General features: G+C 64.3%; 23 protein-coding genes. 6 read left to right on the forward strand and 17 right to left on the reverse strand.

Translation table 11 applies throughout. The features are described from left to right. Nucleotides 1-200 precede the first annotated feature (200 nt). Nucleotides 201-1,361, forward strand: coding sequence for a galactokinase (gene galK / locus ACNHKD_RS17370; RefSeq protein ID WP_442754741.1), 1,161 nt, complete (start codon nt 201-203; stop codon nt 1,359-1,361). A 1-nt stretch (nt 1,362) separates the two neighbouring features. Next, on the forward strand, nt 1,363-2,382 hold the full coding sequence (locus tag ACNHKD_RS17375) for a UDP-glucose--hexose-1-phosphate uridylyltransferase (RefSeq protein WP_442754742.1): 1,020 nt from the start codon (nt 1,363-1,365) through the stop codon (nt 2,380-2,382). Here ACNHKD_RS17375 and ACNHKD_RS17380 read toward each other — a convergent pair whose 3' ends face one another. The 7 genes from ACNHKD_RS17380 to ACNHKD_RS17410 all read right to left on the reverse strand — a co-directional run bounded on the left by ACNHKD_RS17380 (nt 2,383) and on the right by ACNHKD_RS17410 (nt 7,928). Further along, nucleotides 2,383-2,835 (reverse strand): hydrogenase maturation protease, encoded by a 453-nt coding sequence (locus ACNHKD_RS17380; RefSeq protein ID WP_442754743.1) that lies wholly within the window; start codon nt 2,833-2,835, stop codon nt 2,383-2,385. It abuts the gene before it with no gap. 3 nt (nt 2,836-2,838) lie between these two features. Next, nucleotides 2,839-4,131 (reverse strand): Ni/Fe hydrogenase subunit alpha, encoded by a 1,293-nt coding sequence (locus ACNHKD_RS17385; protein ID WP_442754744.1) that lies wholly within the window; start codon nt 4,129-4,131, stop codon nt 2,839-2,841. After that, nucleotides 4,106-4,897, reverse strand: coding sequence for an oxidoreductase (locus ACNHKD_RS17390; protein WP_442754745.1), 792 nt, complete (start codon nt 4,895-4,897; stop codon nt 4,106-4,108). Before ACNHKD_RS17390 ends, ACNHKD_RS17385 begins: the two co-directional genes overlap by 26 nt. Before the next feature lie 2 nt (nt 4,898-4,899). Next, nucleotides 4,900-5,751, reverse strand: coding sequence for an FAD/NAD(P)-binding protein (locus tag ACNHKD_RS17395; RefSeq protein ID WP_442754746.1), 852 nt, complete (start codon nt 5,749-5,751; stop codon nt 4,900-4,902). Then, entirely contained in the window at nt 5,744-6,205 is a 462-nt protein-coding gene (locus ACNHKD_RS17400; protein WP_442754747.1) for a cyclic nucleotide-binding domain-containing protein, read from the reverse strand. Before ACNHKD_RS17400 ends, ACNHKD_RS17395 begins: the two co-directional genes overlap by 8 nt. Further along, nucleotides 6,205-7,356, reverse strand: coding sequence for a 4Fe-4S dicluster domain-containing protein (locus ACNHKD_RS17405; RefSeq protein ID WP_442754748.1), 1,152 nt, complete (start codon nt 7,354-7,356; stop codon nt 6,205-6,207). Before ACNHKD_RS17405 ends, ACNHKD_RS17400 begins: the two co-directional genes overlap by 1 nt. Before the next feature lie 185 nt (nt 7,357-7,541). Next, entirely contained in the window at nt 7,542-7,928 is a 387-nt protein-coding gene (locus tag ACNHKD_RS17410) for an HU family DNA-binding protein (protein WP_442754749.1), read from the reverse strand. Nucleotides 7,929-8,207: 279 nt separating this feature from the next. Here ACNHKD_RS17410 and ACNHKD_RS17415 point away from each other — a divergent pair, with 279 nt between their 5' ends. Together ACNHKD_RS17415 and ACNHKD_RS17420 are read left to right on the forward strand one after the other, a co-directional pair. After that, the gene (locus ACNHKD_RS17415; RefSeq protein WP_442754750.1) at nt 8,208-8,657 is read left to right on the forward strand and encodes a (2Fe-2S)-binding protein; all 450 of its coding nucleotides are present in this window, start codon (nt 8,208-8,210) and stop codon (nt 8,655-8,657) included. 12 nt (nt 8,658-8,669) lie between these two features. Beyond that, entirely contained in the window at nt 8,670-10,850 is a 2,181-nt protein-coding gene (locus ACNHKD_RS17420) for a molybdopterin cofactor-binding domain-containing protein (RefSeq protein ID WP_442754751.1), read from the forward strand. Here the strand turns inward: ACNHKD_RS17420 and ACNHKD_RS17425 are convergent. The 8 genes from ACNHKD_RS17425 to ACNHKD_RS17460 all read right to left on the reverse strand — a co-directional run bounded on the left by ACNHKD_RS17425 (nt 10,837) and on the right by ACNHKD_RS17460 (nt 15,429). Next, nucleotides 10,837-11,430 carry a nucleotidyltransferase family protein gene (locus ACNHKD_RS17425; protein WP_442754752.1) on the reverse strand — a complete coding sequence of 198 codons (594 nt, stop codon included), beginning with the start codon at nt 11,428-11,430 and terminating at the stop codon, nt 10,837-10,839. The genes ACNHKD_RS17420 and ACNHKD_RS17425 overlap by 14 nt on opposite strands. Next, complete coding sequence (locus ACNHKD_RS17430; RefSeq protein ID WP_442754753.1) at nt 11,427-12,479, reverse strand: XdhC family protein; 1,053 nt, start codon at nt 12,477-12,479, stop codon at nt 11,427-11,429. Before ACNHKD_RS17430 ends, ACNHKD_RS17425 begins: the two co-directional genes overlap by 4 nt. A gap of 75 nt (nt 12,480-12,554) precedes the next feature. Further along, nucleotides 12,555-13,400: an HvfC/BufC family peptide modification chaperone gene (locus tag ACNHKD_RS17435; RefSeq protein ID WP_442754754.1), complete on the reverse strand. Its 846-nt coding sequence runs from the start codon at nt 13,398-13,400 to the stop codon at nt 12,555-12,557. Next, nucleotides 13,397-14,242, reverse strand: a complete 846-nt coding sequence (gene bufB / locus ACNHKD_RS17440; RefSeq protein ID WP_442754755.1) for an MNIO family bufferin maturase — start codon at nt 14,240-14,242, stop codon at nt 13,397-13,399. The genes ACNHKD_RS17435 and bufB overlap by 4 nt, the downstream gene beginning before the upstream one ends. A gap of 59 nt (nt 14,243-14,301) precedes the next feature. Then, the gene (locus ACNHKD_RS17445; protein ID WP_442754756.1) at nt 14,302-14,529 is read right to left on the reverse strand and encodes a hypothetical protein; all 228 of its coding nucleotides are present in this window, start codon (nt 14,527-14,529) and stop codon (nt 14,302-14,304) included. 67 nt (nt 14,530-14,596) lie between these two features. Then, nucleotides 14,597-14,878 carry a hypothetical protein gene (locus ACNHKD_RS17450; protein WP_442754757.1) on the reverse strand — a complete coding sequence of 94 codons (282 nt, stop codon included), beginning with the start codon at nt 14,876-14,878 and terminating at the stop codon, nt 14,597-14,599. An 81-nt stretch (nt 14,879-14,959) separates the two neighbouring features. Further along, complete coding sequence (locus tag ACNHKD_RS17455; protein ID WP_442754758.1) at nt 14,960-15,205, reverse strand: hypothetical protein; 246 nt, start codon at nt 15,203-15,205, stop codon at nt 14,960-14,962. Continuing rightward, on the reverse strand, nt 15,202-15,429 hold the full coding sequence (locus ACNHKD_RS17460; RefSeq protein ID WP_442754759.1) for a hypothetical protein: 228 nt from the start codon (nt 15,427-15,429) through the stop codon (nt 15,202-15,204). The genes ACNHKD_RS17455 and ACNHKD_RS17460 overlap by 4 nt, the downstream gene beginning before the upstream one ends. Nucleotides 15,430-15,615: 186 nt before the next feature. On the opposite strand from ACNHKD_RS17460, the gene rpsA reads away from it, so the two are divergent. Both rpsA and ACNHKD_RS17470 read left to right on the forward strand, forming a co-directional pair. Beyond that, complete coding sequence (rpsA, locus tag ACNHKD_RS17465) at nt 15,616-17,361, forward strand: 30S ribosomal protein S1 (protein WP_442754760.1); 1,746 nt, start codon at nt 15,616-15,618, stop codon at nt 17,359-17,361. Between the two features lie 128 nt (nt 17,362-17,489). Next, on the forward strand, nt 17,490-18,938 hold the full coding sequence (locus ACNHKD_RS17470; RefSeq protein ID WP_442754761.1) for a hypothetical protein: 1,449 nt from the start codon (nt 17,490-17,492) through the stop codon (nt 18,936-18,938). A gap of 13 nt (nt 18,939-18,951) precedes the next feature. Here ACNHKD_RS17470 and ACNHKD_RS17475 read toward each other — a convergent pair whose 3' ends face one another. Both ACNHKD_RS17475 and ACNHKD_RS17480 read right to left on the reverse strand, forming a co-directional pair. Further along, nucleotides 18,952-20,040, reverse strand: a complete 1,089-nt coding sequence (locus ACNHKD_RS17475) for a glycosyltransferase 61 family protein (protein ID WP_442754762.1) — start codon at nt 20,038-20,040, stop codon at nt 18,952-18,954. 29 nt (nt 20,041-20,069) lie between these two features. Next, complete coding sequence (locus tag ACNHKD_RS17480; protein WP_442754763.1) at nt 20,070-20,834, reverse strand: class I SAM-dependent methyltransferase; 765 nt, start codon at nt 20,832-20,834, stop codon at nt 20,070-20,072. Nucleotides 20,835-20,907: the final 73 nt, after the last annotated feature.

A 20,907-nucleotide genomic window follows, 5' to 3' on the forward strand; every position in this document is an offset into this window, starting at 1 on the left:
CGTCCCCGGCCGGAAACCTGGCCCGCTTCAGGGTCGAAAAGAAGATGATGTCGAATTCGAAATATTGCGACCTGCGCGATCCCAAAGTCCCTACGCGAATCTACGTAAGACCGCCAGTTAATTTCGCGCCCAGCCTTCAGCGCGGCTTGAGATTTTCGTAGAAAGAAAAAGCCTCGCTTCCGTCAGCCTATCGGACGCCCATGACCCTGCTCGCCCCCGAAAATCTGCCTGATTTCTTCAAGCGTCGCCACGGTCGCGCGCCGCAGCTTTTCCGCGCGCCCGGCCGCGTCAATCTGATCGGCGAACATACGGATTATAATGACGGCTTCGTGTTGCCGGCTGCGCTCGATCTTGCGACCTATGTCGCGATCGCGCCGCGCGAGGATCGGGTGATCAAAGTTCATTCCGCGAATTTGAACGCCGATTTCGTCGCCGACCTCGATGCGCCGCAACGCGCCGCCGGCGACTGGAGCGACTATGTCCTTGGCGTCGCGCTGGAGCTCGAAAAATCGGGCCATCGTCTGAGGGGCGCCGAGATGATCGTCATGAGCGTCCTGCCGATGGGATCCGGCCTGTCGGCCTCGGCCGCGCTTGAAGCGTCGGTCGGCTATGCGCTGCTGAGCGTGGCGGGCGCGCCGATCGATCGGCTGGAGCTCGCGAAGATTTGCCAGCGCGCCGAAAATGAATTTGTCGGCATGCGCTGCGGCGTCATGGACCAGTTCATTTCATGCCACGGCGTCGAAGGCTGCGCTTTGCTGCTCGACTGCCGCAGCCTGGAGGCGCGGCCGGTTCCGATCGATCCGAAAGTGCGCATTCTCGTCTGCAACACCATGGTGCGCCACCAGCTCGCGGGCAGCGAATATAATCTGCGCCGGCAGGATTGCGAGGCCGCCGTCGCCCTGCTCTCCCAGACAATCGAGGGGGTGCGGGCGCTTCGCGACGTAAGCGTCGCGGAAATCGAGTCCCACGCCGCTCTCCTCCCGGAGACGATTCTCAAACGCGCCCGCCATGTCGTCACCGAAAACGCCCGCGTGTTGCAGGTCGTCGCGGCGCTGGAGGCGGACGACTTCGAAACAGCGGGCGAATTGATGAACGCCTCCCATGCGAGTCTGCGGGACGACTACAATGTCAGTTGCCCGGAGCTCGACCTGATGGTGACGCTCGCGCGCGCGGCGCCTGGCGTATTCGGCGCGCGCATGACGGGCGGCGGCTTCGGCGGCTGCGCCGTGAGCCTTGTAGAAGCGTCGGAGGCGGAGCGTTTTGCCGAGATTGTCGGACCCTCCTATGAAGAGAAGACGGGTCTCAAGCCGATGATATTTTCCTGCTACCCCGGCCCTGGCGCCGGACCGGTGGTTTTTTGACATGCTGGATCTGCAACAGAACTCGCATCGCCGCCTCAACGCCCTGACAGGCGAGTGGGTGCTGGTCTCTCCCCATCGCACCAGTCGGCCCTGGCAGGGCCAGATGGAGACGAAGGGCGAGGCGGTCGTTCCATCCTACGATCCCGGTTGCTATCTCTGCCCGGGGAATCTCCGCGCCAATGGCGAACGCAATCCCGCCTATAGGGACGTTTTCGCTTTCGACAACGATTTCGCCGCGCTTCGCGCCGACGCGCCGGACGACGAGATCGACGAAGCGGGGCTGATCGTCGCGCAGGGCGAGCCGGGGCGATGCCGCGTCGTCTGCTTTTCCCCGCGGCACGATCTCACTTTGTCGCGCATGCCCGTGGACGACATTGTGAAGATCGTCGCCCTGTGGCGGCAGGAATTCATGCGCCTGGACGCCGACCCGCTCGTCGGCGCCGTGCAGATCTTCGAAAATCGGGGCGCCATGATGGGCGCCAGCAATCCGCATCCCCATTGCCAGATCTGGGCGACCCATCGCGAACCGAACGAGCTGGTGAAGGAATCGAAAAGGCAAGGCGACTATTTCGCGCAGCGGCAGTCATGCTTGTTGTGCGACTACCTTGCGCTCGAACGGGGCGATGGCGGACGCATCGTCTGCGAGAATGAAGGCTTTGTCGCGCTCGTCCCCTTCTGGGCGACATGGCCGTTCGAAACCATGCTACTGCCCCGCCGCCATCTCGGCGCGCTCGACGAATTTACAGGGAGCGATATGCGCGCGCTCGCGGATATTCTGAGCCAGATCACGTGCCGCTACGATAATCTGTTCTCGACGCCCTTTCCCTACTCCATGGGGTTCCACCAGCGGCCGAGCGATGGCGGCGCGCATCCGCATTGGCATTTCCACGGCCATTTCTATCCGCCTCTGCTGCGTTCCGCGACCATCCGGAAATTCATGGTCGGCTTCGAATTGCTCGGCGCGCCGCAGCGCGACATCACGCCCGAAAGCGCGGCGGAGCGGCTTCGGGCGGCGTTCTGATCATCTATTTTCGAGTTCATCGCGAACTCTTTGAGCGAGACCGCCGATCGCGGCCCACACGCCTGCCGACATCGGCGCGCCGATATCGAAGCGCTCGCCTTCGATGGCGTAGACAATGCAGCGCGGCGGCAGCGCGCCGAGCGCTCGCGCAAGTTCGATCGCCTCCGCCAAACCAAAGCCATGCGACGACACGCCGAAGGCGCCGCTCGGCAGCGGCCCCGCCGCGACGTCGAAACGGCGAACCATCCCGGGCGGCCCGCCCGAAATGCTGGCGTCGACGAGGATGGCGGCGCTTGCGCCTTCAAGGCGAGCCAGCAAGGCGGTGGCTTCGCCGTCGAGTTCAAGAATATCGGCCGATAGCAGCCCTGTCTCCCTTAATCGCCGCGCGACTTCCCGTCCCGCGGCGTCATCGCCCCGGTCGGGATTGCCAAGGCCGATGACGATGGTCGCCAAGGTTCAGCCCCGGTCGATTTCCAGTTTGAGGAAATGCGTCGCGCAAGAGATGCACGGATCGTAATTGCGCACCGTCTGTTCGGCGCGATATTGCAGGTCCTTGTCGGGCAGGTCGAGGAACCCGCCGATGAAGTCGATGAGGTCTTCTTCGAGACAGGCCTGATTTTGCGACGTTGGCGGCACGATCTGCGCGTCCGCGATGGTTCCCTCCTCGTCGATACGGTAGCGATGATAGAGCATGCCGCGCGGCGCCTCCGTGGCGGCGTAGCCGACCCCCGCACGCGGCGCGACGTCGATGTGAGGCTTCTCCGGCTCTTCGTAGTTTTCGATAATGCGCAACGCCTCGTCGCAGGCATAGAGCGCCTCGATCGCGCGAACCATGATGCTGCGATAGGGATTGCGGCAGCTCTCGCCGAGCCCGATCTCGCGCGCAGTCGCCTGCGCCAGCGGCGAGAGCTGAGCGAAGCACATGTTGAAGCGCGCGAGCGGCCCCGTGAGATAGGCGCCGCCGCCATTCCTCAGATGTGAATGCAGCGCCGTCGAATGCGCGACATGACTCTCTTCGAAATGCGCGTCGTAATCGGCGGCCGGAATATCAAGGCCGCGGTTCGAAACGATACGACCTTCGTTAAACGGATATTCCGCAGCATGCTTGAGCGTGACGAAAGTGTAGTCGCGCTCGCGCTGCGGAAAGTCGAAAGCCGCGACCCAGCGCGACGTCTCCAGCGCGGCCTCGCGCGCCCATTTCAGCTTCTCGGCCAGCGGCGCCAGTTCCCGTTTGCGGGGCGCGCGGTGAAAGCCGCCGACTCGAACGTTGACGGGATGAATTTCGCGCCCGCCCAGAAGCTGAAGTATCTCGTTCCCGACTTTCTTGAGCCGCAGCCCGCGCCTTACCGCCTCGCCATGGTCGCGCGCCATCTGCACGCCGCCGTCATAGCCGAGAAAATCCGGCGCGTGCAGCATATAGATGTGCAGCACATGAGACTCGATCCATTCGCCGCAATAGAGAAGCCGCCGCAACTCTCGCAGCGGCCCGTCGACCGCGATCCCAAGCAGATTTTCGAGCGCATGCACCGCGCTCATCTGATAAGCCACCGGGCAGATGCCGCAGATGCGCGCGACGATGTCGGGCGTCTCGGTGTAATGGCGCCCACGCAGAAAGGCCTCGAAGAAGCGTGGCGGCTCGAAGATATTGAATTCCGCCCGCCGCACCTTGCCGTCGCGCACGACGATCTTCAGCGCGCCCTCGCCTTCCACGCGCGCGAGAAGATCAACCTTGATTGTCCGGCTCGGCATGTCGCTCGCTTTCTTTGCGGAAAGGTTCGGCATTGGCGTTGAAGGTGCGATAAATGCGCTCCAGCGCTTTGGCCGCCATCCCCATGCCGCCGAGCCAGGCGCTCAGAGACGGAGCGTTCGGCGTCTCCTTGGGGCCGAAGCAACCATAGCAGCCGCGATCATAGGAAGGGCAGAGCGCGCCGCAGCCGGCATGCGTCACCGGGCCGAGACAAGGCGTCGCCTTCGCCACCATCACGCAGACATTGCCCTTCAGCTTGCATTCGATGCAGACGCTGTGCGCGGGCGTATTCGGACGCCGCCCCGAAAGGAAAGCCGCGACGACGTCGACGAGTTGCCCTTTGCTGATGGGACATCCGCGAAGCTCGAAATCGACGGGCACGTGGTCGCAGATCGCCGTCGAGGTTTCGAGCGTGTGGATATATTCCGGATGCGCATAGACAATGGACATATATTCGCGCACGTCGGAAAAATTGCGCAGCGCCTGTATGCCGCCCGAGGTGGCGCAGGCGCCGATGGTGACGAGCGTCCTGGAACGCCGGCGCACCTCATGGATGCGCTCGACGTCGTGCGCCGTGGTGACCGAACCCTCGACCAGGGAGAGATCGTAATGGCCCTTCACGTCGCCGCGCGTCGCCTCCGGGAAATAGGCGATATCGATCGCTCCAGCGACAGCGAGGAGTTCGTCCTCACAATCGAGGAGGCTCAACTGACAACCGTCGCAGGAAGCGAATTTCCAGACGGCGAGTCGCGGCTTGGCTCGCGCCATTGCTAGAGCTCCTTCACCGCGAGAAGCGGCTTGAGGCGCGCATAGGTGAAGACCGGCCCGTCGCGGCAGATGAGAGTCGGGCCGAGCTGGCAATGGCCGCAATGGCCGATGGCGCATTTCATGTTACGTTCCATCGAGAGGTGGATCGCGTCCTCGGACAGGCCTTTGTCGATCAACGACATGGCGACGAAGCGCATCATTACTTCCGGCCCGCAGACCATGGCGATCGACTTCGCAGGGTCGATGTCGAGCCGTGAAACCAGGGTCGTCACAACGCCGACATGGCCATGCCATTCCGAGGCCGCCTGATCGACCGTCACCTCCACGTCAATGTCGAAACGGCCGCGCCAGTTTTCGACCTCATGGCGAAACAGAATGTCCTCCGGCCGCCGGGCGCCGAAGAGCAGCGCGACCTTGCCGTAGCGCGCGCGCTCGCCCAGCAGGCGGTAAAGCGCAGGCCGCAGCGGCGCCAGGCCGAGACCGCCGGCGACGACCACGACGTCCTTGCCTTCCGCTTGAGCCATCGGCCAGCCGGCGCCGAACGGGCCACGTACGCCGATCGGATCTCCGGGACCAAGTTTCGTCAGCGCGCGCGAGACCGGTCCGACGGCGCGGATCGTGTGGATCAGCGGACCCGCCGCCGGGTCGCCGCTCACGCTGATCGCCGCCTCGCCGACGCCGAAGGCGGTGAGCATGTTGAATTGGCCGGGCGCATAGCGGAAGCGCGCGCCGTCCGCCATTTCGAGCTCCAGCGTCCAGGCGTCCGGCGCGTCGCGGCGCCGGCGGCGCACATGAGCGACCTGCGGAACGACGGGCTGCGCCGCGATGGGCGAGAGATGCGGCGCTTTATGCATGGCTGCCATAGAGGTCGAGGAACTGCAGCCGCGTCGTGTGCAGGCGATCGATGAGGATCGGCATGAGACGCTTCATGATGTCATAGCCGAGGTCATGATCAGCCTCGCATTTGTCGCGCAGGCATCTGGCGTCCATGGCGATGGCGCGGGTGAGTTCGAGCGCCCTGGCGTCATAGACCCAGCGATAGGGCGGCACGAGCCAGTTGACGCCGAACACTTCGCCAGGCCCCAGCGTCAGAAAGGTCGACGCGCCGCGGCCAGGCGCCGAGACCTGCAAGGCCACGCGGCCTTCGCGGATCAGATAAAAATGATCCGCCGCCTCGCCCTCGTGAAAAACGAATTCGCCCGCCTCGATCCGCGCATTCCTGGCGCAGCCGCAGGCAAGCTTGAGGAAGGCCTCGTCGAGTCCGGCGAAGAAAGGATGCGCCGACAGAACGCGTTCGAGATTCTCCATCACGGCCTCCCCGCGCTTTTCTCGCTGTCGCTGATCGCCTGCGTCTCTTCCGTAATGTCGATCCCCACCGGACACCAGGTGATGCAACGGCCGCAGCCGACGCAGCCCGAGGTTCCGAACTGCTCATGCCAGGTCGAAAGCTTGTGCGTCATCCACTGGCGATAGCGCGAGGAGACGCTGGGGCGGACCGAGCCGCCATGAATGTAGGAATAATCCATGGTGAAACAGGAGTCCCAGCGCCTCGTGCGCGAGGATTCGACGCCAGCCAGATCATTGTGGTCCTCGACCGAGGTGCAGAAGCAGGTCGGGCAGACCATGGTGCAATTGGCGCAGGACAGGCAGCGTTGCGCCGTCTCGCTCCAGCGCGGGTGCTGCAAATTGCGCATGAGCAGCGCAGGAACGTCCTCGTCGGGCATACGGCGCCCCATGGACGCAGCCGTCTGCGCGACGACGTCCTCCGCCGCCGCGATATCTTCCGCCGTCGCGGGGCGGCTCGGCAGCTCCGCGAGGATATCGGCCCCGGCAGGCGAACCGATCTCGATCAGAAACTCATGCGCGTCGGGGGAAAGCAACTCGGTAAGGGCGAGGTCGAAGCCCTTTTCAACTTTCGGCCCGGCCTTCATCGAAACGCAAAAACATGTCCCGCCCGCCTGGCCGCAATTCAGCGCGACGATGAAGGCGCCGTCGCGCTGGGCCTTGTAATGGGGGTCGACATAGTCGCCGCCCATCAGCACGCGGTCCTGAATGGCGATGGCGTTCAATTCGCAGGCGCGCACGCCGATGAACGCGAAATTCTGCGGCTCGGGGCGCTCGGCCTCGATCGTGACGTCGTCTCCCTTGCGCTCGGCGCGCCACAGCCGCAGCAGCGGCTTATGCAGAAACTTCTTCCAGGATTGAGGGCCGACAGCGTAGCCGAACAGCGCGCCGTCGTCACGCGGCGAGAGCTTATAGCTCCCGGGCGCCTGCGCGTCGGCCACGCCGCGCGGGAGATCGTCCAGATCGTCAACGCCGTCATAAATGATGGCGTCGTCCGCGATCGTGGGGCCGATGACGCGACGCCCCCGGCGGCGCAAGACCGCGATCAAGGCGCCAAGCCCTTCGACACTGGTGACGCGGCGCAGGGGAGCGGCGCCGCTTGTTGCTTCCGGCATTGTTTATTCGCGCGGCGTATCGGATGACATTCCGACACTGTACCTCGAATATGAAGGCTCCGCGACGATAAAACCGCGGCCGCCACAACGCTTCGGAGAATGCAGGCGTACGAACCCGCGCGCCCAAGCGCGTCCGGAGCCGCGCGCCGGCCGCGCGATGCGGCCGACGCGATTCTCAAAAAGTTTTACTTCGTCGCCGCCGATTTCAACTTTGAAAGCGCGCGGATCTTGACGCGAACCGACGCGGGCTTCGCCGCCGCCTTCACCATCTCGCCGGTCGCTGGATTGCGCACGAGCGTGCCGGCCTTGCGCGCCGGAACCTTGCGCAGCGTGACTTTGAGCAGGCCCGGAAGGGTGAATTCGCCGACGCCCCTGGGATGCACCGAGCCGAGAAACACGCCTTCGAGCGTGGCGTAAACGGCGGCCGCGGTCTTGCGCGGAATGTCGTTCTGCTCGGCGATGTAGTTGATCAGCGCCGACTTCGTCATGGTCTCCTTCACCGGACGAATGGCGGGCGCCTCGGCCTTGCCGACCTTGGCGGTCGCGGCCCGGGTGGTTTTTGCCTTGGCCATATGAATGCTCTCCTCGTCGCAATCGGCCGCAAAATCCTGCGCGCCGCCGCCAACAATGCAAATTGCTAACGATTTGCTGGGTGATTCGCAATCAGACCCTCGCAAATCCCTGCCCCGCGCCGCGCAAATTCCTGTCGACGGCGAAAGCGCAGAGCCGCTCCCGCTTCGCCTGCAACGCCCTAAATGGGCGTTCAATGCGAGCGGACCGCTTGGCTAAACCCCTCCGATTTTGTAGGATTAGACGAAAAGCGGAACAGGTCGCCCGCGGAGAGGGAGCGAATGACGGTTCTTTTCATCAACGGAAAAACGATCGATGCGGATGTCGATCCCGACACGCCGCTCCTCTGGGCGATCCGTGAAGATCTCGGCCTTACCGGCACGAAATATGGCTGCGGGATCGGCCAGTGCGGCGCCTGCACGGTGCATATCGACGGGCAGGCCGCGCGCTCCTGCAGCGTGACGGTCGCCGACGCGGCTGGCAGGAAGATCACGACGATCGAGGGCCTCGCGGAAAACGGGGCGCTGCATCGCGTGCAACAGGCCTGGATCGATCTCGACGTCCCGCAATGCGGCTATTGCCAGAGCGGCATGATCATGGCCGTCGCGGCGCTCCTGAAGGAGACGCCGCAACCGACCGACAAGGAGATCGACGCCGCCATCACGAATATCTGCCGCTGCGGCACCTTCCAGCAGGTGCGCGAGGCGATTCACGCCGCCGCCAAGGCATAGGGGACGACCGACATGACGCAAATCTTCGAGATCGGCCGTCGCGATTTCATTGTCGGCGGCGCGACGCTCGGCGGCTTCGTCCTGGGCTTCAATATGAGCCCGGAGATGGGCCTCGGCGCGGCCGAAGCCGCGCAATCGGCGCGCGAGGTCAACGCCTGGGTGGTCGTGAAGCCCGACGACACGGTCGTCATCCGCATCGCGCGCTCGGAAATGGGCCAGGGCACGCTCACCGGCCTCGCGCAGCTCGTCGCCGAAGAGCTGGATTGCGACTGGTCAAAGGTGACGACGGAGTATCCGACGCCCGGCGAAAATGCGGCGCGCAACCGCGTTTGGGGCGATTTCTCCACGGGGGGCAGCCGCGGCGTCCGCGGTTCGCAGGATTACGTCCGCAAGGGCGGCGCCATGGCCCGGCACATGCTCGTTCAGGCCGCCGCCAATGACTGGAAGGTTCCTGCGAGCGAGTGCCGCGCGGAGAAGAGCGTCATCACGCATCCCGCCTCGGGCCGCTCGACGACCTATGGCAAGATCGCGGAGGCCGCGGCGAAACTCGCGCCGCCGGCGGAGGTCGCGCTGAGGGATCCACGCGACTGGAAGATCGCCGGCAAGGGCCTGAAGCGGCTCGACACCGCCGACAAGGCGACCGGCAAGATGATCTACGGCGTCGACGTGAAGCTGCCCGGCATGCTGAACGCCGCAATCAAGGCCTGCCCCGTCTTCGGCGGCAAGCTGAAGAGCTATGACGAAGGCGAGATCGCGAATTTCAAGGGCGTGAAGAAGGTGGTGCGCGTCGGCGACAATGCGGTCGCTGTCGTCGCCGACACCTGGTGGCGCGCCAAAAGCGCGCTCGAGGCGCTGCCCGTCGTCTGGGACGAAGGGCCGAACGCAAAATCCAGCAGCGCCGATGTCGCAAAATGGCTGGGCGAGGGTCTGAGCGATTCGCAGCCGGCCGTCACGGGCAATCAGAACGGCAATGCGCGCGCCGCCATCGCCGCCGCGCCCAAAGTTGTCGAGGCGGTCTACGGCTATCCGCATCAGAACCATGCGGCGATGGAGCCGCTGAACGCGACCGCGCTCTATACGGACGATAAATGCGAGGTCTGGACCGGCACGCAGAATGGCGAGGCGGCGCTCGACGCCGTCGTTCAGGCCTCGGGCCTGCCGCACGAAAAATGCGACGTGCACAAGATCATGCTCGGCGGCGGCTTCGGGCGCCGCGGCTTCACGGACTATGTGACGCAGGCCGTGCTGATCGCGAAGCAACTGCCCGGCACGCCGGTGAAGCTCTTGTGGTCGCGCGAAGAGGACATGACGCAGGGGAAGTATCACCCCGTCACCCAGTGCAAGCTCACCGGCGCCTTCGACGCCGACAACAAGCTGACGGCGCTGCATATGCGCATCTCCGGCCAGTCCATCTTCGTCGTCGCACGGCCGCAAATGGTGAAGAACGGCGTCGATCCGGCGGTCTTCCAGGGTCTCGTGACGACGGGCGACGCGCAGATCGGCTACGCCTTTCCCAATCTTCTCGTCGAACATTCCATGCGCAATCCGCCCGTTCCGCCGGGCTGGTGGCGCGGCGTGAACATCAACCAGAACGCCATCTATCTCGAATGTTTCATGGACGAGCTCGCCCACGCGGCGGGCGAGGACCCGGTGGCGTTCCGCCGCAAGCTGATGGCGAATCATCCCAAACATCTTGGCGTGCTTAACGCCGTGGTCGAGCGCGTGGGCTGGGAGAAGCCCGCGCCGCAGGGCGTTCATCGCGGCGTCGCGGTCTTCATGGGCTACGGCAGTTATGTCGCCGCGGCCGCTGAGATCTCGGTCTTGCCCACCGACAGGATCAAGATCCATCGCATCGTCGCGGCGACGGACCCGGGCCATGCGGTGAACCCCGCGCAGATCGAGCGGCAGGTCGCAGGCTCTTTCGTTTACGGCCTGTCGGCGCTCTTCCATGGCGGGATCACCATCAAGGGCGGACGCGTCGAGCAGGAGAATTTCGACAGCTACGAGTCGATGCGCCTGAAAGACATGCCGAAGGTCGAATGCATCGTCATGCCGAGCGGCGGCTTCTGGGGCGGCGTGGGCGAGCCGACGATCTGCGCCGCGGCGCCCGCCGTGCTCAACGCCTATTTCGCCGCGACGGGCAAGCGGATCCGCTCCATTCCGCTCAAGGACGCGAATATCAGCTTCGTTTGAAGCGAGCGAGATCGGCCGGCGCATCGACGTCCGCCAGCACGCGATCGTCGTCGAGCGGCAATTCGACGACGTTTTGGCGCGCGCGCAGGAGCTTTCGCGCGCCTTCGTCCCCTTCGAGCAGGGCGACCTGCGGGAAGATCGCGCGCGGAAGCAGAACCGGATTGCCGCGCCGGCCGTGGCATGTCGGCACGACCGCCGCGCCCTGCGGCGCCGCCTCAAACGCCTCGATCAGCGCATCGACGATGCGGGGCGAGACGCCGGGCATGTCGCCGAGCAAAATAACCGCGGCGTCCACGTCGGCCGCGGCCGCAAGTCCCGCGCGCAACGACGACGCGAGACCGCTTGCGAAGAGGGGATTATGCGTGAGGCGAACCGGCAGATCCGCGAGCGCCGCCTCGATATCGTTGCGCGCATGTCCTGTGACGACGACGGGCGGAGCTGCGCGCGAGGCGAGCGCCGCCCACGCGACGCGCCGCAACACCGGCTCGCCGTCAATCGCGGCGAGCAGCTTGTTTTCGCGGCCGCCGAAGCGAACGCCGCGGCCGCCGGCGAGAATGATGGCTGCGACCGCCATGCTCATGCGCATGCGCCGGAAAAAGCAGGCTCCGCGCGCGGCGTCAGGCTGCGCAGCGGCTTCTGCCCGCGCGCCAGGATCAGCTCGGCGAGAATCGCTACGGCAATCTCGGCGGGGCCGATCGCGGCGATGTCGACGCCGATCGGCGCCCGCAGGCGCTCCAGCATGCGCGGCGTCACCCCGCTCGCCCTCAGCCGCTCGACGCGCCGTGCATGCGTCGCGCGCGAGCCGAGCGCGCCGACATAGAAACAGTCGGACGCCAAAGCGAGACGCAGAGCCGGATCGTCGATCTTGGGATCATGGGTGAGGACCGCGACCGCCGTGAAGGGATCGAGGCCGATCGCCGGCAGCGCCTCGTCCGGCCAGCGGGAGTCCAGCCTTGCGCCCGAAAAGCGCGCCTCGGCTGCATAGGCGCTGCGCGGATCGACCACGACCGCGTCGAAACCCGCAAGCGCCGCCATGGGCGCGAGCGCCTGCGCGACATGCACGGCGCCGACGATGACGAGGCGCGGGCCGGGCCGATAGCAATTGATGAAAACTCGTTCCCCGCAATCGACGACAAGCCGGCTTCCGTCGCGGAATCGGTCCGCGAAGCCGCTGTCGTCCGAAAGCGCAAGCCGCGCCGCGCCGCCCTCCAGCGGCGTCGTCAGCGCGCAGGCGCGGCGCGCGGCGCATTCGGCGTTCACGCGCGCGATCAAGGCAAGGCGGGCCGGGTCCACGCGTCCCACATGCACGACGATGCGGCCGCCGCAGGAGAGCCCCACGCGCCACGCGGTTTCGTCGGCGACGCCGAATTCAAGAATGCGCGGCGCGCCGTCGGCGATGACGTCGAGCGCCGCCGTAATGACCTCGCCCTCGACGCAGCCTGCCGAGACCGAGCCGCAGAAGAGACCGCTCTCCGCCACGATGAGATGAGAGCCGACCGGCCGCGGCGCGGAGCCGAACGTCTCCACGACGGTCGCGATGGCGACGCCGCTTCCCGCCCGAGCCCATCTTTCGGCCTGACGCAATATTCCAAGGTCGTCGACGGGAGCTGTCGCGTTCGTGTCGATCACGCCAAACGCCTTCGTTCGAGGAGCTGGGCCAGCGGCCCACGTCCCTAATTATAGCAGAAACGTAGGATTTGCAGATCAATCGCGCAAGGAAACGCCGACCGCCATGCCGTCTTCGAACCAGCTTGCGAGAAATTGCGCGAGCCGCTCGGGCGCAATCTCGCCCGACTGCTGAAAGGCCGCCATCTGACAAATTTCACCAAAGGCGCGGCCGGCCCTGGCTTCGCTCAGCGCGACATATTCATCCGCTTCCAGCTCTCGAAAAGCGGTTTCCTCATTGCAGCGCCAGACCGCGACGGTTTCGGTCGCGCCGGGCGCGAAGGATGCGCCTTGCTCCCGCCGGTCGGCTTCGAACTCCGCCGCCGCCTCGCTTTCCTCCGCGTCGTCCTCTTCGCTGAAGGCCTGATAGGCGGCCATGGTTCCGGCGACGAGTTCGAGCACGATGAGGCTCGGGTGAAAGGCGAAGACGAGGCGCGGCGAATCCTCTGGCGCGAAGCCCGCGAGCGCCTGGATCGTCAGCGTCTCCGCATCCGGCGCGTCAAAAGCGTCAACCATGGCGCGCTCGAACAGCGCCATGGAAAGCGCGGGCCGATTGTCGCGCCATTGCGGATGCGCAGTCATGTAATCCGGAAGACCGGTGGTGTACCAGCGAGCGTTGCGGTTCCTGGGCGGGTTTGATTCGACAAAGTCGCGGACCAGCGCCTCGAAGGCGTCGTCGCCCAGAAGCGCGCGCAGGCCCGGATGATCTTCATAAAGGAAGCTCTCCAGCCGGATGCGATAGCCGGATTGATAGACGCGCAGCAAATCTTCGCGCATCGCGCCGCGCTGCGATCGGCGCAGCGCCTCGATCAGCGGCGCATCCGCCGCGCCCGGTCCCGCGAGGATGCGCGTCTGAAACAGAGACTGGAACTCGGCGAGTTTCATGCGGCGCTCAGCGAACGCCCGGCGGCAATGCGCGCGTCGATGTCGCGCATGCGCCGCAATTCGTCGAGAAGCTCGGAAAGGGGCGGAAAATTATCATCTCGCTCGATCATGGCCGACACCGCGCCGAAGCGGCGGCGCGCATGTTCGTAGAGCGCCCATACCTCCTCGCAAACCGGCTGGTCGTGGGTGTCGACGCGGTGCGTCTCGTGGTTGGTGTGGCCCGCCATGTGAAACTGGACCACGCGCTCGACCGGGACGGCGTCGATGAAGGCCACGGGGTCGAAGCCGTGATTGAAGCTCGACACGAAGACATTGTTGACGTCGAGCAGCAGCAGGCAATCGGCCCGCTCGGCCATCTCCTTTACGAATTCCGGCTCGCTCATCTCCGAGGAGACGAAAGAGACGTAGGTCGAGGCGTTTTCGATGACGAGCCGGCGCCCGAGATAGTCCTGCACGCGGCAGATGCGCTCGACGATGTGAGCGAGGGATTCGCGCGTATACGGGATCGGAAGAAGATCGTGGAGCGTCAGCCCGTGCACGCCCGTCCAGGCGACATGGTCCGAGACCCAGGCGGGCTCGACGCGCTCAATCAGCGCCTTGAGCTGCGCAAGATAGTCGAAGTCGAGCGGATCGGTCGAGGCGAGCGACATGGATACGCCATGCATCGCGACCGGATAGTCGGCGCGGACGGCGTCGAGCATGGACAGCGGCTTGCCGCCGGGAACCATGTAATTTTCAGAAATGACTTCGAACCAGTCGACCGGCGGGCGCGTCGACATGATCTCGTCGAAATATACGGGCCGGAGGCCAAGGCCGTAGCCAAGCGGCGCGGGCTTTTGCATTCAAGGATTCCCCTGCCCTGACGCGCGCCGGACCCCGAACGGAACCCGGCGCGTCCCCTTTACTTCGCGTGACATGCGCTCTTCATATTGCAACGCCCTTTATGGTGATGGCACTGCGACTTATGGTGGCACTTCGCCGTGTGGCGGCATGCGCCCTTTCCGCCGCAATGCGCCTTGGCGTGCGCGGCGGAAGCGTGGGCATGGGCCGGGGCGACGGCCGCGCCATTCAAGGCGAGCGCAATGGCGGCCGCCGCGAGCGCCGACCCGGAAACGACTTTCGTCTTCATATGCTTCTCCTCTGAAAAGCCCGTCCTGGGCCGTCAAATGGCGCGCGCCAAAGGCCACGCTCGAGCGTTACCTAGTGTGGCATTTCGCCTTCATGTTGCAAGCGCTCTTGCTGTGGTGGCAGGAGCTCTTGTGATGGCAGCCATGGCGGCAGGCGGCCTTGCTCTTACCGGCATTGTGCTTGCAGACGCCGGTCTTGGTCATGCAGGCGGCCTTGCCGCCGCACTGGCCCTTGGCCATCGAACACGCATGGGAGCCATGCGCCGACGCCGGCGCGACGACTGCGCCGCTGAGCGCGAGGCCGACAGCGGCGGCCGCGAGGGCCGAACCCGAAACGATCTTCGTCTTCATATACTTCTCCTATGCAAATCGCCCGGCGCGGGCGTAAGACGGCGCGCCTTTCGAACCGTCCGGAGGGCGCGCCGAATCGGCTTACTTCGTCTCAGCAGGCTTCTCGCCGGCCGGAGCCGGGGCGGCGGGGGCGGCGGTTCCGGCCGGAGCGGCCTTCTCCTCGCCAGCTTTAGCGGGGCAGCCATTCTTGCCGCCGCAATTATGCTTTTCGGCTGTCGCCTTGGGCGCGCGATGCGACTTGTGCCTGGCCTGGGCCGGCGAAGCGGCGAGGGCGAGAGACATCGCCGCGACGGCGAGAGCGGCCCCGGAGATCACGCGTGATTTCATATGGTTGTTGCTCCCCAAAGCGCGACGTTTCGCCCGGAGGTCGCGCTATAGCCTTCGAGATTGGCGCCGGGCTCCGCTTTCGCTAGCAGGATTTCCGTCATATGGCGAATACGAAACGCAAGCATTGCTGCAATGCAATAGCCTAACTTAGGCGCCGCAGCAACAAAGGCGCTTCCGCCCCGCTTGCCGCCGGGACGGACCGCTGTTACATAGCTGCCGCGCATCAAGCCTTTCGCCTGGTTCGCAAATCACTTGGTTTTCGTCCGTCGGGCCGCGCCGGCCAGTTCGGTTACGAACTTTTCGTCCCAAATCACGCGCGGGAGGCGCTGGGACGTTCCGATCGCCGGGAACCGACCGCAACGCCAACCTCAAAGCCGGCGCCGCCCCGACAGGGGCCCTCAGGAGAACAAATGTCCGCTACGACCGATCGCGCGCCCACGCGCGAAGATTTTGCCGCCCTGCTCGAGCAGAGCTACGGCGATAACGAGGCTTTCGAAGGCTCCGTCATCAAGGGGCGCGTCGTCGCCATCGAGAAGGACGTCGCCGTCATCGACATCGGTCTGAAGACCGAAGGCCGCGTCGCCCTCAAGGAATTCACCGGATATGGCCGCGACCCCGCCCCCCAGGTCGGCGAAGAGGTCGAGGTCTATCTGGAGCGCGTCGAGAACGCGCTCGGCGAGGCCGTCATCTCGCGCGACAAGGCGCGCCGCGAGGAGAGCTGGGTCAAGCTCGAAAAGGCCTTCGAGACCAATGAGAAGGTCGAGGGCGTCATCTTCAATCAGGTCAAGGGCGGCTTCACGGTCGACCTCGACGGCGCCGTGGCCTTCCTGCCCCGCTCGCAGGTCGACATCCGTCCGATCCGCGACGTCGGCCCCCTGATGAACGTTCCGCAGCCGTTCCATATCCTGAAGATGGACCGCCGCCGCGGCAACATCGTCGTGTCCCGCCGCACCGTGCTCGAGGAGAGCCGCGCCGAGCAGCGTCACGAGATCGTCGCCAACCTCGAAGAGGGGCAGGTGATCGACGGCGTCGTAAAGAACATCACCGACTACGGCGCCTTCGTGGACCTCGGCGGCATTGACGGCCTGCTGCATGTCACCGACATCGCCTGGCGCCGCGTCAACCATCCGTCCGAGGTGCTGACCATTGGCCAGACGGTCAAGGTGAAGATCATAAAGATCAATCACGAGACGCACCGCATCTCCCTCGGCATGAAGCAGCTGCTCGACGATCCGTGGCAGGGCATCGAGGCCAAATATCCGATCGGCGCGAAGTTCCACGGCCGCGTGACCAACATCACCGACTACGGCGCCTTCGTGGAGCTGGAGCCGGGCATCGAGGGCCTCGTCCACGTCTCGGAGATGAGCTGGACCAAGAAGAACGTCCATCCCGGCAAGATCGTATCGACGAGCCAGGAAGTCGACGTGCAGGTGCTCGAGGTCGATCCGGTCAAGCGCCGCATTTCGCTGGGCCTCAAGCAGACCCTGCAGAATCCGTGGGAGGCCTTCGCCGAGAAGCACCCGGTGGGTTCGACCGTCACCGGCGAGGTCAAGAACAAGACCGAGTTCGGCCTCTTCATCGGCCTGGACGGCGATGTGGACGGCATGGTCCATCTCTCCGATCTCGACTGGAACCGTCCGGGCGAGCAGGTCATCGAGGAGTATAAGAAGGGCGACGTGATCAACGCCCAGGTTCTCGACGTCGACGTCGAGAAGGAGCGCATCTCGCTCGGCGTGAAGCAGCTCGCGGGCGATCCCTTCGCCTCCGTGGGCGGCGGCGAGGAAGGCGGCGACGTCCGCAAGGGCGCCGTGGTCACTTGCGAGGTGATCGAGGTCAAGGACACCGGCATCGACGTCAAGATCGCCGGCACCGATCTGACGACCTTCATCAAGCGCAGCGAACTCGCCCGCGACCGCGCCGACCAGCGCCCCGAGCGCTTCGCCGTCGGCGAGAAGGTCGACGCGCGCGTCACCCTTTTCGACCGCAAGGCGCGCAAGATCGCCGTCTCGATCAAGGCGCTGGAAGTCGCCGAAGAGAAGGAGGCGATCGCCCAGTACGGCTCGGCCGACTCGGGCGCGTCGCTCGGCGACATCCTCGGCGCGGCGCTGAAGGCCCGCGAAGAAGCGCCGAAGAAGGGCAAGAAGGGCGAGGAGTAATCCTCCCCTACGACGCGAAAGCATGGAGCCCGCGCCGAAAGGCGCGGGTTTTTTCGTGGCTTGGTTAAAAAGGCCGACTTGAAAAAGGCGGACTTGGCCTGTGGAGTCGCTCTGACGAAAGGAGCGGCATGAACGCCACCCGCCTTGGCCTGACCGGCCTGCTCGCGCTCATGCACGCCATAAATGTGGCGCAGGCCTTCGACGGAAGCGACTCGCCCAGGCCGCTCGAAGAAGCCCGAAAGCCGCGCAGCCAGCCTGAGGCGGCGCCATCCATTCTCCCATCCGTGTTGAGCCGGGGAAAAGCGCGGTTCGGCTGGGGGGTCGACATTCCCGACAGGGCCGATCTCGGGAACGAGGAACTTCCGCCGCCCTATCGGGACTTCGGCGTGAACTACCTGCCCCGCGACGCTCAGGTGCTCATCGGCCAGCCAAAAGGCGGCTATGGCGTCGTGACCATCGGTAAGGCGAGCGACTATGCGGGCGGCGGCCAATACCGCGTGTCGTCGGGCTATGGTTGCTTTCAGCTTTCCGACGCTCCCGGCGCCGGACGACATGCATATGCGGAATGCCTTTACTCCGAGGTCGCGCGAACGGCGGCGGGAGCGAATGCGGTCGGGCATGAAATCGCCATGCCGAACTATGCGGGCTATCCGCCCACGATCAATCCGTTCCAGGTCAACAATGCGGGCTGGCAAGCCCATCTGCAACTCGATCCGGGCGGCGGCTCCCATCCCAGGCGCGATTTCTGGCCGTCTTCGGCCCTGATCGCGGCGCCAAACTTCGGCGGACAGGTCCTTCGCGGACTTGTCTTCGGCAGCACCGCGCTTGCGGGATCCAACGGCGCCCGGGACGTCTCGACGACCATCAGCGCCGCGGAGGGCGACAGGGTGATCACGCTGCCGGCGTCGCCCCAATCCCTAGGGGTCGTCGCCGGCCAAATGGTCGTTTCGAGGGATGTTCCGCCCGGATCCATCGTGACGGCCGTTTTCACGACGGGAAACCGGGTCGAGATTTCCGCGCCGGTCGAGACCAGGGCGACGGGCGCGCCTGCGACATTCGCCAATCCTGGCGCGATCGCCGTGGAGCTCGCGCCCCACCACGAGATCCGCTGGTCGAACGACGCTTATGGCGCCCGCGGCGCCTTCATTCGCAACGACAGCGTCGCGGGGGAATCCTCGCTCGGCCTGCGTTTTCACGCCAAGGGCGTATCCTGGGTCGATTCGAAAACGGAAGTAGAGGCGGCAGGATTGACGCGCGAAGGCGACGCTTATGCGCATCGGTTCCTCACCATCGGCGCCGCGCCCACCCTGAGCGACTGCGGAAAAGCGCCGCCCGCGCCTCATCCCCAGTCAACGTCCGCGGCCGGACAGTTTAAGACCGGTTCGCGCGCGCGAGGCTGCACAGTCGAATTCGCCACGGCGTTCCCCGGCGCCGGCTTTTGCGTTCTCACCCCGATGGACCCAATCGCGGCAGGCAGCGGCTACTTCATCAGCGTGAGCGAAAGAACCCGTTTCCGCGTGGCGTTCGCCGCGCCCATCGACGGCGGGGGATTCAATTATTCCTGCGGAGGGAAGTGAAGCCTCTCCGCGCCTAATCAAGGACGCGGTCGAGAATCGCGGACAGAACGGCGATGTCGATGAACTGAGTTTCGCCGTCATAGACGATGCTGACGTGCTTGAGATCGAAGCGCGCGAGTAGCCGCCGCAACCAGTGGTCCCGAATCGTGCTTGGCGCAAGTTCAATGACCGTCCCAACGCCCGGCTCCATGAGCGGGCACAGGCTGAAGCCCGATCCGAATACGGACGCAAAGACCTTGGCGCTTTTCATAATTTCGGCCTGACCCGCGACGGAGAACTTTTGCGGATCAAGGATCACGAAGCCGCGACTCGCAAAGTGCATGGCGACTTCGGCCTCGTTTTGCAATCGCCTGACCGCATCGCCGCGCAGGAAGAAAACGCGTTCGAAAAAGTGGCCGTCATCGACGCGCTCACGAAGGAATCCGTAAGAAATCTCCGCATTCGCACAGGGGTATTGCGTCGTCTTCGCACTATGGTGATGCGATATGATCCCATGAGCGAGCCAGTTCGGCATTGCATCCAGCATTTTGACGCAGGCAAGATCGACGTCGGCGAGCTCGAAAAGATCGCGCATCCAGTCCTTGAATTGAAAAAAACCTATCTTCAGCTCACCGCCGTTCAATAGCGACCTGAACCGTACGATGAGCGGAAGCATGTCGAGAAAAAAATGTCCGAATATGCAAAAAGACGAGTGGCCGCCGAGGATGACCGGCTCCCGGTGCCGCGGCAGCGACGCGCGCAATTCGGGCGCGCGGATCCGCCGGAGCTGAAGATGATTCAGGGGCCATTCGTCAAAGCTGCGCCCCCTCTCCGCAATCGTGTCCTCCAACACGATCTCGTCGCCGCGGGTCACGATATTGCAGAAAGGGTGATAGAAGACGTCATTGAGACTAGCATAGAATCTGCTGGGCGGCGCGTAGCCGACGCCCTCGCGTTTTTCGACGAACTGACCCTCGGCATTGATTTCGAAGGCGGTGGTCTCCCCCACCACGGCCGGCTCGCCGCCCTCCCGAAAAATGGAATCGGACCTTTCGGCGACTTCGTCGAGGCTGTTCGCCTCGCTTAAACCGAGCTCCGACACAGGTTTGAGGCTTGGCGCCATATCAAGGTCTCAAATCTCGGCCGAAGCGCTCAAAGCCAGAAGAAACGCGCCATCCGATCGGCGGTCGCAAGATCCCCCGTAGGGCGGACAGTGAGCGAGTTGCAATAGGAAACGAAATTGTCCGCGTCTTGGGACGTGTCCATCAACTCTTGCACGAGATCGTAATAATCCTCTTCGAGGACGGTCGATCCCGGATTGAGATTGGTGATGCAGACCAGCCCGGTGGGGGGCGCGTCGAAAGCGTGGATACGCAGGTCCGGGCGCGCTTTCTTCAGGATCGCAACCGTTTTCCAGACGTCGCCCGCCCACCAATTGGGGTTCGGCATCTGGCTCGACAGGCCCGACAGATCTTCCAACAGACGCCGCGCATAATAGAGATTCGTGGGAATGCAGTCATGTAAGACGACGACTGAATTCTTGCGGCAGGACTTTTCAATGTTGATGAAGTCCCGCAACAGGAATTCGTACCAATGCAAGCCGTCCAAGAAAGCAAGATCGACAGGCGCGCCGAACAATATCGCGGGATCGTGATCACGGAAGAAATCGTCGCTCGTCTTCTGGAAGATGTGGAGAATGGATTTTCGACCGATAATATCTTCACTAATCTGAAAAGCGGGATCGATTGCGATCGAAGGACATGTGACGCTGCGCAGCGAATCGCCCGTGCGGGTGCCGATTTCCAGATAATTCTTCGGATTGAGAAATTTGTGAAACCAGGCAAGCACGTCGAAATAGACGACGCCCCCATGCAAAGGCCTTTCGGTCGCCTTGACCAATTCCATCGTCGGCGTCATCCAAGCCTCTCCAATCATTCACCTTTTTGCCACGGTACCAGACAGCGTGAACGTGTCAATCAGATACGAGCCG

The sequence above is a fragment of the Methylocystis sp. JAN1 genome (genome assembly GCF_052186135.1).
Taxonomy (GTDB): domain Bacteria; phylum Pseudomonadota; class Alphaproteobacteria; order Rhizobiales; family Beijerinckiaceae; genus Methylocystis.